The sequence below is a fragment of the Paenibacillus sp. S-12 genome, from assembly GCF_030363895.1.
Lineage (GTDB): Bacteria > Bacillota > Bacilli > Paenibacillales > Paenibacillaceae > Paenibacillus_B > Paenibacillus_B alvei.
Window position 1 is genome coordinate 130,772 of the sequence record NZ_JASIUF010000012.1, and the last position, 14,723, is coordinate 145,494.

At 50.0% G+C, this 14,723-nt stretch carries 1 protein-coding gene (cut by a window edge); it reads right to left on the bottom strand.

What is annotated here, in order from left to right; all coding sequences use genetic code 11:
• Positions 1–14,719, bottom strand: partial view of a non-ribosomal peptide synthase/polyketide synthase gene (locus NO352_RS11730; protein WP_289355737.1) — the 5' portion only. The gene continues 5 nt to the left of window position 1, outside the view; 14,719 of the gene's 14,724 nt are visible here — the first part of the coding sequence; its start codon is at positions 14,717–14,719; the stop codon falls past the left edge of the window.
• Positions 14,720–14,723 lie beyond the last annotated feature (4 nt).

Consider the following 14,723-nt stretch of genomic DNA (forward strand, 5'->3'; position numbering starts at 1 on the left):
TCGGTGACCTCCTGTTATGTTGATTCACTTGCGCCATAATCGCATCAAGCGTCTTCTGATTCAACTTGGTCCGCTTGAAGTCAGATGGCGTGTAATCAGCCTGCCCTGCTTCCTTGCAGCCCGCTATAATCTCTCGCAGCGCCAGCATATAATCTTCGGCAAGCCGTTCGATCGTATCGCGGCGGTGATAATTGCTGCTATAAGCCCAAGTCAATCTGAGGCATCCACCTGTTACGACACCTACAATGTCCAGCAGATGCTGCCGTGCACCTTCTCCATGGACAAGTCCAACCGATTCCTCAGCCGCTCCGAGCCACCCCGTTGGCGAGGTAATCTGATCGAACTGACCCAGATAATTGAAGCTGACCTCTGCTTCCGGAATTGCTTCCAACTGCTCGCGCAGTTGTTCACCTTCGCTCAGCCAACGAAGCAAACCGTACCCTACGCCCCGATTCGGAATATTTGTCACTTGTTCTTTGAGCGCCTTAATCTGATCCCTTAACGTACCAGAAGCATTCCATTGTAAATACATCGGATACATAGAGGTAAACCAACCAACCGTTCTGCTTAGATCGGTATCTTCAAGCAGCGCTTCGCGGCCGTGACCTTCCAAAGTCACGATTAACCCGCGTTCTCCTGTCCAAGTGACAAAAGCTCGCAGAAGTGCAGTTAGGAATACTTCCGTAATTTCACTGCGATAAGCGGCTGGGACTTCCTTCAATAGAGATTGGGTTTCCTCTTGTGATAATTGCACCGATACTTCATTCATTGAGCTGAGCGTATTGGAGCCATTCTCATGATCAATCGGAAGTGGTACCGTATAGGAATCAACCATTCGCAGCCAATAGGCTTGTTCCTTATGCAGCTCATCTGTCTGTGCATAGGCTGTCAATCGCTCCGCCCAGCTCTTATAGGAAGTCGTCTTGACAGGAAGTGAAGGCGCTTGTGCTTGCGTCAACTGTCCGCACAACAAGTCCAAATCTTCAATCAGAATCCGCCAAGAAACTCCATCGATCGCCAGGTGATGGATCGCCAGCAGCAATCTTCTGCCCTGGTCTTTACCCAATTCGAACTGCACGGCCCTAATCAGTGGCCCTTCCATCAAATTCATGCCTGCCTGAGCAGACGTCGCTCGTGCTTCCATCTCATATCGCTGCTTCGCTTCGTCATAAGATGACAGATCGACGAACTCAAGAGGAACCTTTACTTCTGCCGCTGGAACGATGCGCTGTGTCCATCCTTTATCACCATTTGCATAACGCAAGCGCAGGGCATCATGGTGCAGAACCAGTTGATGAAGTGCCTCACTAAGCACTTGTGTGGCAATCGGTTTACGCAGTTCCAGCATCATAGCCTGATTCCAATGGTGTCGGTCGCAAATATCTTGGTTGAAGAACCAGCACTGAATCGGTGTCAGCGGCACTTCTCCTACAATTTCACCCTGATCCGCAACAACCAAAGCCTCTTCGCCAGCTACAGCTGACAGCTCGGCAATGACAGGATAATCGAACAGCATTTTAGTTTGTATGCGCAGACCTCTTTGGGCAGCCCGAGCGACAACTTGTATGCTAAGAATCGAATCTCCACCAAGCTCGAAGAAATGATCGTTAATACCCACCTTCTCCAAGCCAAGCACTTGCGCCCAGATGGAGCATAGTATCTCTTCCACTGCATTCCGAGGCGCCACATAAGCTTGGGCTTCGCTGCTCCAATCAACTTCTGGAAGCGCTCTGCGATCGATCTTGCCATTCGGCGTCAATGGTAGCCGATCCATCATCACGAACGCGCTTGGAAGCATGTAATCCGGCAATTTGTGCTTCACAAACTGACGCAGCGTATCCGTTAGTACGGCATTGGAGGCATTGTCCGTCTCGGCATTGGCCTGCGCTTGAGCCGGCACAATGTACGCCACCAGCCGGTTCTGGCCAGATGCATCCTGACGGGCAATTACACTTGCTTCCTCTACCTCCGGGTGATGGGAAATAACCGTTTCCACTTCTCCCAGTTCAATGCGGAAGCCGCGAATCTTTACTTGATCGTCCATGCGTCCGAGGTATTCGATCTCCCCATCTGCCGTATATCGGCACAGATCGCCTGTACTATACATTCTCGCATGTGGGTCAGCACGGAATGGATCTTGCACAAACCTCTCAGCAGTCAGCTCCGGTCTGTTCCAGTATCCGCGTGCCAAGCTGCTTCCCGCAATATATAGCTCACCGGGTACACCGATCGGCACAGGCTGTCCATTCTCATCTAGAATGTAGCATCTCGTATTGGCAATCGGTCTGCCGATTGTCGGCGCTTCTTCCGTATGCACACCGCATGCTACCATTCCACACGTCGCAACAACCGTATTCTCCGTTGGGCCATAATGGTTCACCAGAGCGAATGGCAATTCCACCTCCGGATGGCGATGCAGCTTATCTCCTCCTGTCAACAGGGCACGCAGCGGCGTTTCCTGCGGCCAGTCCACACTGACAACTCGCTCCGCCAATGGCGTCGGCAGGAATGTGAGCGTAATTCCGCTCTCGATCAGCCAATCCCGCAGCTGCTGCGGACTCAATCGGATCTCATCATCTACGATATACAGCGCCGCTCCGGCCGTCAGATACGGCCATATTTCCCATACGGATGCATCGAAGGCCGTTCCCGCAATGAGCGTAGCCCGATCCGCCTCTGTCACCTGATACGCTTCCTGATGCCATTGGATAAGGTTAAGCAGCGAATCATGCTGCACCTGCACACCTTTCGGCTGTCCAGTCGAGCCTGAAGTATAAATGATATAAGCCAAGTTGGCTGTACTTACAGCAACTTCCGGCGCTTTGTCGCTTTCCTGCGCGACGCGCGCCCAGTCTGAATCAAGGCACAGCGTTACCATGTCATGCTCTGCCTTCTCAGGCAGCTGCGCCAACAAGTCCACAGCCGTCAACAGTACCGGAACTTGCGTATCCTCAATGATGAAGCGCAATCTTTCCTTCGGATAATGAGGGTCAAGCGGTACATAAGCACCTCCGGACTTCAATACGCCGAGTACCGCAATGATCAGCTCCACACTGCGTTCCATGCAGATGCCAACTGGCACCTCTGTTCCGACGCCGCGCTTTGCCAAATGATGCGCGAGCTGGTTCGCCCGCAAGTTTAACTCGCGATAGGTAAGACGCTGCTCCCGGCTCACAACAGCTACAGCATCCGGCGTCTTCTCTGCCTGCTCCTCCACCAGCTTGTGGACACACGATCCTGCAGCAGAATTATTCAAAGTGTTGTTCCAATCTTCTAACAATTGCTGCTGCTCCTCGCGAGTCAGAATTACAAGCTCCTTCAATTGAACTTGCTCATCTGCATCTGCAATTTGCTCAAGCAGCATCTGCATATGACCGAGGGCGCGATGAATGGTAAGCGGATCGAACCGCGCTTTCGAATACAGCATACGCAAGGATAAAGCTGCACCTGGTACAACTGCAAGCGTAAGCGCATAGTTGGTTTGTTCACTGGTTTCCACGGATTGCAGCCGCAGTTCATTGGTTGTTTCACTGCCTGCGTCTACTGGATAATTTTCGAATACAAGGATGCTATCAAACAACGATGTTCCATTAGGCACCTCACTGCAGTTCTGAATCAGCGACAGCGGCGTGTACTCGTACAAACGCTGTTCAGCTTGCTCGTCTTGAAGCTGCCACAACCAGTCCATCAAATAATCATCCCGATTCACACGCACACGTACCGGTAAGGTATTAATAAACAGTCCTACCATCGCCTCAATGTTCGGTACATTCGCCGACCTGCCAGATACGGTAGCGCCGAATACAACATTGCTATCTCCGCTATAACGACTGAGCAGAATTGCCCATGCCCCCTGAATCATCGTATTCATCGTGACCTGCTTGCGCTTCATCATGGAGAGCAGGTTGGCCGTTACCTTCTCCGTCAATTCCAACCGGAGCTCTTCATAACTAGATTCATTTGCTGCTGCTTGTTTCTTTTCCATGACAAGCGGTGTAGGAGTTTGGAAGCCAGACAACTGCTCTTTCCAATACAGCTCCGCCTGCTGCAGGTTCTGCTCATGCAGCCATTCCATATAGTCTCGATACGGTCGAGATGGTGGAAGCTGCAACTCTTCGTGCTGCTGTGAGTAGCTGCGATACAATTGGAACAGCTCACGTAATAAAAGCGATACGCTCCATCCATCGAGCAGCAAATGGTGAAAGCTCCATACCATCCGGTATTGTTCTGCTCCTTCCAGCCCGATACGGAACAAGGCCACACGCATGAGCGGAGCTTGATCCAATTGGAATCCCTGCTGCTTCTCATCTGCCAAGTACTGCTGCAGCCGCTGTTCTTGCTCGGCTTGCGACAACTGGCGCCAATCGGCTTGTACATAAGGCATAGTTGCCTGCTGGTACACCACCTGATGCGGATGGTTCATGTCTTTCCATACGAACCCCGTTCGCAAGATGCTGTGCCGATTCACTAATGTCTGCCACGCCTTGTGGAATGCCTGAGTATCCAAACTGCCTTCCAGTACCGCGTTCATATTTTCAAAGTACATACCCGATCCTGGTGAGAGCAGCGTGTGAAACAGCATGCCTTGCTGAGTAGGCGACAACGGATAAATGTCCTCGATCGCACCGTCTCCAGCGTACAGCCGATCCAATTCCATTTGAGTAACATTAGCCAACGGGAAGTCAGATGGCGTTATTCCACCCGCTTCTGGTGCAAGACAATGTGCAATTAAATTACGGAGTGCCGACATGAATTCATCAGCCAATCGCTCGATTGTTGTGCGCTGATGCAGATGTTCGCTATACTCCCATACCATCTGCAGTTCGCCATCGCTAACCATGCCATACACATCAAGCACATGTCTCCGGTTTCCGCCAATACTTTGCTCCAGCTCTACTTTGTCAAAGAACTCTGAACCAGCTACTAATTGATCAAACTGACCGAGGTAATTAAAAATGACCTCAGCATCAGGTTGACTCCAAGACTCTGCCCGCATCTCAGGATCTTCTGATAAATAACGCAATATGCCAAATCCGATGCCTCGATTCGGAAGCGCTCGGAGCTGCTCTTTGACCGATTTCAATACAGTTCCGAGATCGTCCTCTGCTTCAAGTTTGAGAAAGACAGGATAGAGCGACGTAAACCAGCCTGCAGTACGTGCTACATTGACACCTTCAAAGAGATCTTCACGTCCATGCCCTTCCATATGAATGAGCAGGGAATGTTGTCCCGTCCAGCCCTTAAAAGACTGCACAAGTGCAGTAAGCAGCACGTCATTGACTTGCGTTCGATAAGCAGAAGGCACTTCCTGCAGCAACAGCCTTGTCTCGTCGGCCGATAACTTGATGCTTACTTTACGCAAAGAAGCGTGCGTATTCTCGCCAAGGTAATGATCGACTGGAAGCGGTGAGCTGGCCCATCGTGCAGGATTAAGCCAAAAAGTTCGTTCCTTGCCAGCCGTCTCAGAGTTCGCATATGCATCCAGGCGTGCTGCCCATTCTTGATAAGAGGTATGCTTCAGTGGAAGCTGTGGCTGCTGTCCACGCTCCAACTGTGCATAGACCGTCTGCACATCTTCAAGCAGCAACCGTAGTGTAATTCCATCGGATACAAGATGATGGACAATGATCGTCAGCCAATCCGAGCAGCCTTCTCCCGTACGGAAATAAATGAATCTGATAAGCGGTCCGTCCGTTATATGCAGCCGACCTTGCCACTCCGTAATGGAAGCTGCTTTGACAGCCGCTTGTTCTTCTTCGGTATACCGTGATAAATCAACTTCTGACACGGGCGCTGTCCCATCAAATGCAACGTTCTCTTGCCGCCATCCAGTTTCATCCTGAACGAACCGCAGCCGCAAACCATCGTGATATCTAAGCAGCTCCTCTACCGCCTGCGTCAACAGCACTTGATCCATAGGACGGGCAACATTCAGATGGACAATTTGATGCCAATGACTCCAATCAGGCAGATCGGATTCGAAGAACCAATGCTGAATCGGTGTCAGCGCCACAGTTCCCGTCACTTCGCCCTGATCCTGCTCCACTTGGACAGCTGTAACTTGAGCTACTTCAGCCAGTTCGGCTATTGTCTGATAGCGGAACAACTGCTTCGGTGTCAGCTTCAAGCCTGCTTGGCTCGCCCGGGATATGATCTGAATGCTGAGGATAGAATCTCCTCCCAAGCTAAAGAAACCATCATGAATGCCAACCCGATCCACCCCAAGCACCTGCTGCCAAATGCTGCACAGCACGCGCTCCACCTCGTTGCGCGGCTCTGCATAATTGTCGCTGCCCTCTGCCGCTCTATCCGGCATCGGTAACGCTTTGCGATCAACCTTGCCGCTTGGTGTTAGCGGGAAACTGTCCATCGACACAAATGCTGACGGAATCATATAGTCCGGTAAAAATTCCTTGAGATGCGTCCGCAGCATATCTGTCGTCGGTGCCACAGCTGCGGACACGTTCGGAACAAAATAACCAATCAACTGCTTACTGCCCGCATGACTTTCCTGCACCATCACGACCGCTTCTCTTACTGCCGCATGGAGTGACAATACCGTTTCAACCTCTTGCAATTCGATACGGAAGCCGCGAACCTTCACTTGATGATCCATGCGTCCTAAATATTCAATGACGCCATCGCTTCGGTAACGGCACAAATCGCCCGTGCGATACATGCGTTCCCCAGCTTGTTCTGCGAACGGATTATCAATGAACTTCTCAGCGGTCAGTTCTGGACGGTGCAAGTAACAGCGCGCCAGACCTTGTCCGGCAATAAACAGCTCCCCAGGTACCCCGATCGGTACGGGACGCAAATGAGTATCCAAGATGTAGCAGCTCGTCGCAGCGATTGGATATCCAATCGGCGGCGAGTAATCCGCGTCTGGTTCCACCAGCCAATATGTCGAATAGGTCGTATCTTCAGACGGACCGTACAGGTTGTACAGACGTTGTATGGAACCAACCCCGTATATTTGACGTGCTAAGTTCAATGGCAGCTGCTCTCCTGCCAAGTTGACCGTAACAACAGAAAGCGGTACCCCGTTCATCCGTATCAGTTCTGCCATCGCGGATGGAACCGTGTTGATCAGGCTTACTTCTTGAGCAGCGGGCAGCTCCGGCAAATAAAGTGCATTTTCGGCTAAAATGACCTTGCCCCCGCATGTAAGCGGCAGGAACAACTCGAACACGGATAAGTCGAAGCTGATCGAAGTAGCAGCTAATACGCCAGCCAACTCATCTTCTGTGAAGTTCTCACGGCACCATTTCAGGAAAGTAACCGTATTGCGGTGCTCCAGAGCCACTCCTTTCGGTCTCCCCGTAGAACCTGACGTATAAATGATGTATGCCAGATTATGCTCTGACACACCGCTCTCAATAGGCTCATCACTCTGAAGATCAATAGCAGGCCAGTCAGTATCCAGCCATATCGTTTGCGCCGCATGTAACGGCAGCCGATCCGCTAATTGAGATTGGGACAGAAGCACCTTCACTTCTGTGTCTTCCAAAATAAATCCAAGCCGATCCTTCGGGTATGATGGATCAAGCGGTACATAAGCGCCGCCCGCCTTCAGAATTGCCAACAGACCGATGAGCATTTCCGCAGTCCGTTCTATACATATGCCAACTAAAAATTCAGGGCCTACCCCAAGCTGACGCAAATGGTTTGCAAGCTGATTCGCCCTTCGATCCAATTCGCGGTAGCTGATTCGCTTTTCGTCTACGATCAGAGCCGTTGCATCTGGCGTACGCTGAACCTGCTCCTCGATTAAATGATGAATCGTCGTGTTCGCGGGCACTGCCTTTCGTGCTCCCGCATTAAATTGGGTTAACAACAATTCATGTTCTGCTTCTGTTAGCAACGGGAGCTCTTGCAGCATCAGCTGCTCGTCCGCTTGCACGATACCAGTCACAATCATTTGCAAATGCCCCAGCAGCCTTTCAACAGCCTGCTGTTCGTAACGTCTGCGATCGTATATGGCGCGCACTTCGAGTCGTTCTCCAAGTACTACGATAATCGTCAATGGGTAGGTGGTCCGTTCCAGTATCGAAATATCACCAACGGACAATCCCGTCTTGGCGGTCAGGTCAGAACGATTAACAGGATAGTTTTCGAATACGAGCAACGTTTCAAATAACGGCTGTCCATTCGGTACTTCACTGCAATCCATGACCAATGACAGCGGTGTATGAGCGTACTGAATCCAATCCGCTTGGCGCTCCTGCAGCTTCTGAATCCATGCCGACAGCTCCGTTTCTTGCTTGACTTGGATCCTTACAGGTAATGAATTAATGAACAGTCCAATCATCGATTCGATATGCGGCAATTCAGGCGGCCGTACTGATACAGTCGCTCCGAACAGCACATCCTCCTCGCCGCTATAGCGGTGCAGCAATATAGCCCATGCTGCTTGCATGAGTGTATTGACCGTAACGCGCTGTTTGCGTGAAATATGATGCAACCCTTTCGTTGTTGACTGCGTAAGTAATATTGAATGCTGTTCAAATATTTCCTCTGTAAGACGGGTTGCTCCACCGATAAGCAGTGATGTCGGTGTGCTGAATCCTTGTAAATAAGAGCGCCAGTATTGTTCCGCTTCATTCAAATTCCGTGCGGCGCACCACTCAATATAATTCCGATATGGAACAGCGATATCCTGATGAAGCGTTTCGTGATTCATGAGTGCTTTATAGATGTCGAACAGTTCATGCAATACCGCAAATACACTCCAGCCATCCAGTAAAATGTGGTGGAAGCTCCACACAAACTTCGTCCGATCGTTTTCAAGACAAATCAGCATTAGACGCATAAGTGGCTGATTAGACAGATCAAATCGCTCTTGACGATCCTGTTCCAATAATTGCGAGATCTGTTTCTGCTGCTCCTCTACTGCAAGATCAAGCAGATTGATCACCTTGATAGGTATATTCACGTTCGCAAGTACAATCTGATGAGGCTCCTGCAGCCATTCCCATTGGAAAAATGTGCGGAAGATCGCGTGACGTTGAATAATAGACCGCCAAGCACGATCGAACACCTCTACATTCAGCGGTCCCGTCAATTCGGTGACAGCCTGTTCGAAATAGACGGTAGATTCCGGCGAATACAACGCATGGAATAGCATCCCTTGCTGCAGTGGCGATAGCAGATGTACATCTTCCAACTCTTTATAATCACGCGCAATCCGATCAAGCTCCTGTTGACTTAGAGCGGATGCCGGGAAATCAGATGGCGTATATCCTCCTGCTTCTGAAGACATACAATGCGCTATGTATTGTGTAAGTGCATCAATGAAGCCGTGGGCTACTCGCTCAATTGAAATCGCATCATGAAGTGTGCGACTATACTCCCAAATCATCTCCAACTGACCATCGCGGATCATTCCGTGTACATCAATGGCATAACGTCTGCGGCCTTGCAAACTACGCACATTTCCTATGTTCCCCTTGGAAAGTGAGAATAGCTCACTGTTTGCAACCAGTTGGTCGAACTGACCCAAATAATTGAAGCTGATCTGCGGTTCAGGATGAGCTTGCTCTGTCCAGCTCATATGCGGATCATTGGACAAGTAACGCAGCAGTCCGTAACCAATGCCGCGATTTGGTATGCGGCGTAGCTGCTCTTTTACTGCTTTCAATTGGCTGCCAAGAGATGGATCCGTGCCCAACTGCAGATGAACTGGATACAACGATGTAAACCATCCGATAGTGCGGGAAATATCTATACCATCAATAAGATCCTCACGACCGTGGCCTTCCAGGGCGACATAAAGACTGCGGCCACCTGTCCATTCTGTGATGGCGCGGGTCAGCGCAGCGAGCAATATATCATTAATGTGCGTTCGATATACTCGCGGCACTTGCTGCAACATCAGCCTCGTATGTTCGGTATCCAAGGTAACCGTAACTTGGCCAATAGTCGCAACCGTATTGCTTCCGGTTACACCATGTGACATATCAACTGTGACAGGGAGCACAGCCTCTTCTGGCTGTACGTCGGCCACCGATTGCCAATAATGCTTCTCTAGCCCTGTCAACTGTTCACTGCGCGCATACGATTGCACTGCCATTGCCCAGTCGCGGAAAGAAGTCGTCTTTGGTGGCAGCACCGCCTTGTCTCCATTCACCAATTGCCGATAAACGGTCTCTAAATCCTCCAGCAGAATTCTCCAAGAGACACCATCAATAACGAGATGGTGGACGACAATCAGCAGCTTGTCCACGTGTCCAAGACGGAACAGCACGGCGTTCATTAACTTCCCAGCGGTCAGTAGCAGGCTTCTCTGTACTTGGTCTGCGTGCTGCTGCATAGCGGCTTCCTGCTTCTCGGAAGGTAAACGACTTAGATCGACTGTTTCTACAGAAAGCGTCGGCGCCTCTTCTTCATTGATTTGCTTCCATCCTTCCTCCGTCTGGAAGTAGCGCATGCGAAGTGCGTCGTGGTGTTCCAATAAATAACCGAAGGCTTGTCCAAGCAGCTTGGAATCTGTAGACTGCTTCAATGACAGCAGCATCGCCATATTCCACTGATCAAGTTCTTCCAGCTCTTGCTCGAATAACCAGCGCTGAATCGGCATCAGCGGAACATTGCCGACTACCTTTCCTTGCTCAGCAGCTACCATTGATCCAATCGCCGCCGAAGCAGCCAATTCTGCAATCGTCTGATACTGGAACATGTGCTTCGTCGTAATCGGAATTCCAGACCGATTCGCACGGGACACGATCTGAATACTCAGGATCGAATCTCCGCCCAGCACGAAGAAGTTATCGTGAATACCGATTCTCTCTATCCCTAATACTTGTTGCCATATGTGCAGAAGCTCTGCTTCTGTTTCCGAATGCGGAATGTCGTGTTCACTATCACTGGAAATGGAGTAATCAGGAACAGGCAAAGCCTTATGATTCACTTTACCGTTCGGGGTCAACGGTAGTTCATCCATCTGGACGAATGCTGTCGGAACCATATAAGCAGGCAGAATTTCCTTCAAATATTCCTTCAACTGCTGTTGTTCCAGCATGAAGTCACTAACTACATAACCGACAAGACGGCGAGTGCCTTCGCGGTCTTCATGCACAACGACCGTACAGCTTCTGATATTCGGATGTCCGGACAGCGCACTCTCGATCTCTTTGAGCTCAATTCGATAGCCGCGTATTTTCACCTGATGGTCGATGCGGCCAATGAACTCAATAGAACCATCCGGCAAATAACGGCACAGGTCTCCGGTCCGATACAATAGCTCGCCGCTGCGGAATGGATTCGGAACAAACCGCTCCTCTGTCAGATCCGGACGCCCCCGATATCCCCGAGCCAAACCTTGACCGCCAATATATAGCTCGCCACGCACACCAATCGGAACAGGCTGCATGGTCGAATCAAGCAAATAGGCACGTATGTTATCGATTGGTCGGCCGATTGTAATCGGTCCTTCTCCGCCTGTGAGTACGATGCCGCTTGTCGCAACCACCGTCGATTCCGTCGGACCATAGTGATTGATCAATTGAAACGGCAATGCGGAAGATGGTGCAAAGCGCAGGCGATCCCCACCTGTCAACATATAACGCAAATGCACAGATTGTGGCCATTGCTCCATGATTAACGTCTCTGCTAGAGGCGTAGGCACGAACGAATGGGTGATTCGGTTTAACACCATCCAATCTCGTAATCTGGCAGCATCCATGCGAGCATCTTCATCTACCACATGCAACGAAGCTCCTATAGATAGGTATGGCCACAATTCCCATACTGAAGCGTCAAACGCTGTACCCGCCAATAAAGTAGCACGATCGTCTGGAGTGACATGATAGGCACGTTGATGCCAGAAAACTAGATTGAGTAAGGCGTTATGCTCGATCTCTACTCCTTTCGGCTGCCCGGTAGAGCCGGAGGTATAGATGACATACGCCAAATCAGCAGTTGTACATGCATGATCCGGATTATCAGTGCAATACCTTTCATAGTATTCAACATCCCGATCCAATAAGATGGTGCTCGGAATAAACTTAACCGGTATATATTCCAGAAATTCCCCTTTTGTCAATAGCATGCTGACCTGAGCATCTTGCAGCATGAAGGCTACGCGTTCACGCGGATACGCAGGATCGATCGGCAAATACGCTGCACCTGTCTTCAGCACAGCAAGCTGAGCCACTACTAAATCAATGGATCGTTCCGCATAGATAGCAACAACCGTTTGATTAACGGCACCTTTTTCCAGCATGTAATGAGCGAGGGAGTTCGCACGCTTGTTCAGTTCATTATATGTAATCCGTTCCGCTCCGCACGTAACGGCTATTCGCTCTGGCATCATCTCAGCCCGCTCGGCTACGAGTTCATGAACAAATTTTGCGGCAGGATGCGGCACATTCGTGTCATTCCATTCAATGACAAGCTGCTCCCGCTCGCTGCTCGAAAGCAGTAATAAGTTGTCAATGCATTGGGAGCAATCCTGAACTGCCGATTGCAGCAGAGTCTGGTAATGATCCTGCATCCGAGCGATCGTATCCGGATTAAACAGATCAGTATTGTAGTCGATGGCTACATAAAGACCGCGCTCACTTTCCTCTACGGCCATGCTTAAATCAAACTTGCTCGTACCGTTAGATAATTCATGGAACTCCATGCAAACATTTTCCACTTCGCGAGTAGTCGCAGGTAAATTATGTAGTGCGAAGGTAGCTTGGAAAATAGGTGTCGCTGCTAGAGATCGTTCTGGGTTCAAAGCTTCAACCAGTTGCTCGAATGGCAAATCCTGATTTGAATATGCTTCTAGTGTAGTCAGCTTTATCTGCTGCAATAGATCTCGGAAAGAAATGTTATCCGCAAAGTCGGCCCGCAGAGCAAGCGTATTGACGAAGAATCCTATCAATCCTTCAATCTCCGTACGCTGCCGATTCGCCACAGGCGAGCCGACGACAATGGTTTCTTGCCCCGTGTACCGATGAAGCAGCGCTTGGAATGCCGTCAATAGCACCATATATAACGTGACTCTTTCGCGCTTGCACAGCGCATTGATTTCCCCAGCCAACTGAACCGGTACTATCCGGCGATCCGTTGCGCCATTAAAAGTTTGCACCGCAGGGCGAGGACGATCTGTCGGCAGCAGCAGCAGCGGCGGGATGTCTGAAAGCTTGTTGCGCCAATACTCCAACTGGGCATCTATCCGTGCTCCTTGCAGCCATGCACGCTGCCAATGAACGAAATCGGCATACTGCACTGGAAGCTCGCCCAAATTCGGAGGTTCATTCGTTATGTATGACATATAAAACTGCTGCAACTCATGCTGCAGAACACCTAAAGACCAGCCATCTGATACAATATGATGCATCGATAGCAGCAGCAAATGCTCATCTACCGCTTGTTGAAGCAGAATTGCCCGAAAGAGCGGACCCTTGTTCAGATCAAATGGCCGCCGCGATTCTGTATAGATAATTGACTGCAATTGCTTCTGCTTCTGTGCTTTGCTGCCTGTCAACTTCTGCATCTTTATTGGAAACGAACCAGTCGGCGCTATTCGGGTGACAGCCTGCCCATCTATGAAGTGAAAGGTAGTACGCAATATATCATGGCGGGAAACTATGGACTGAATACTTTGCTGCAGTGCATCAATAACGAGCGAACCCGATAGGCGAATGGACAATGTCATATTGTAATAAGGGCTGCCTGGCTCCAATTGATCCAAGAACCACAATCGCTGTTGTGCAAAGGAGAGCGGAAAAACACCGCTTTTATCGTATATGACAAATTTATACCCCGCTTCAAATCCTTCATCGGCAATTTTCGATGCGGATATGCATTCGACCAGCGTTTCGATTGTCGGATATTCAAAAATGGCTCGAATCGGCAACTCTACTCCAAATGACTCGCGAATGCGGGACATGATCTGGGTAGCAAGTAATGAATTGCCACCCAGCGTCAGAAAGTGATCCGTAATACCGATCGGCTTCGTCAGCAAAACATCTTCCCATATCGATACAAGTGTTTCTTCATTAGGCGTTCGTGGTGCTGCGTAGACGGAATATTGATCAACGGATGTTTGCTGCTTGCTCCAGCGTATCCCCTCCATAATTTGTGTGCTGGTGCGGAGTTTATTTCGAATATCACTCCATAGTTCTGTCAGATTCGGTTCCATCCGACCTACGGTGAACGCCTTCCTCAAGTCGATAGAACGTCTAGGCCCAATTGCTCTTGACGTCTCCTCCCCTTCTGCTGCAAGCGACGTAATGAGCTCCTGCACAGGCAGGATTGCACCAAATCCTCCCTCTTCCGGTACAATCCAATTTGCAGCGACACGTTTCACAAAGTCTGCGGACACCGCATTGCGAGGGGTCTTGCGATAATGCAAATGTATATTCTTGCAGCCTAGCCGTTCTGCTAGGCCAGCTAATTTCTGCAAAACAATAATCTCAATATTTTTCCCTAGTATTTTGCAGCTAATAATATAAGAGTGAACGTCCAGCACGTCTCCGTTCTGCACAAACAACATGACTCCAGCCACGCCATATTCGCCGAAGCGATCACTGGCTTCGATGACCCAGCATTCATGGGACTGCCGATCGATCAAATCCTCCAACGCTGCACGATCCAGACCATGTGCCGTCAGATGGAAGTCTGCCGTCCAATTCGTGAGGTATACAACCTTATCGAACTCTTTCTCCGTTGCCGGGCGAAAGTCTACACGCAATTCCATGCGGCTTAGAAAATCTAACAACTGCATGCCA